The following is a 277-nucleotide window of genomic DNA, read 5'->3' as shown; positions in this document are numbered from 1 at the left end:
GCCCAGATCACCGCGCCGCCTGACCAGCCTCGTCACCCAAATCCCCGCATAGCTCAGATCAGATGACGTTGAACGTAGAAGGTGTTCTGGACGGCGGCGTGCATTGACAGAAAACACTGAGCTGAGCCCGGAGATTTGAAGCCCTGCTGTTTGCGCTCTCGTCGTCGCACCGCCTGATGCGAGTTCTCGGCCCGGTTATTCTGACGCTGGCCCTGCTCATGGTGCGCGCTCAACCCGAGTTCGCGATGAGCAGCCGCATAGGAGCGGAGCTTGTCCG

At 61.0% G+C, this 277-nt stretch carries 1 pseudogene; it reads right to left on the bottom strand.

What is annotated here, in order from left to right:
* Positions 1–56: 56 nt before the first annotated feature.
* Positions 57–277 (bottom strand): annotated as a pseudogene (locus tag MFF64_RS36805) (DDE-type integrase/transposase/recombinase); the annotation flags it as partial.

It is taken from the genome of Methylobacterium frigidaeris, from assembly GCF_022179185.1.
Classification (GTDB): Bacteria; Pseudomonadota; Alphaproteobacteria; order Rhizobiales; family Beijerinckiaceae; genus Methylobacterium; species Methylobacterium frigidaeris.
Note: the sequence above shows the minus strand (reverse complement) of the source record. Positions and strands in the feature narration are given on the sequence as shown.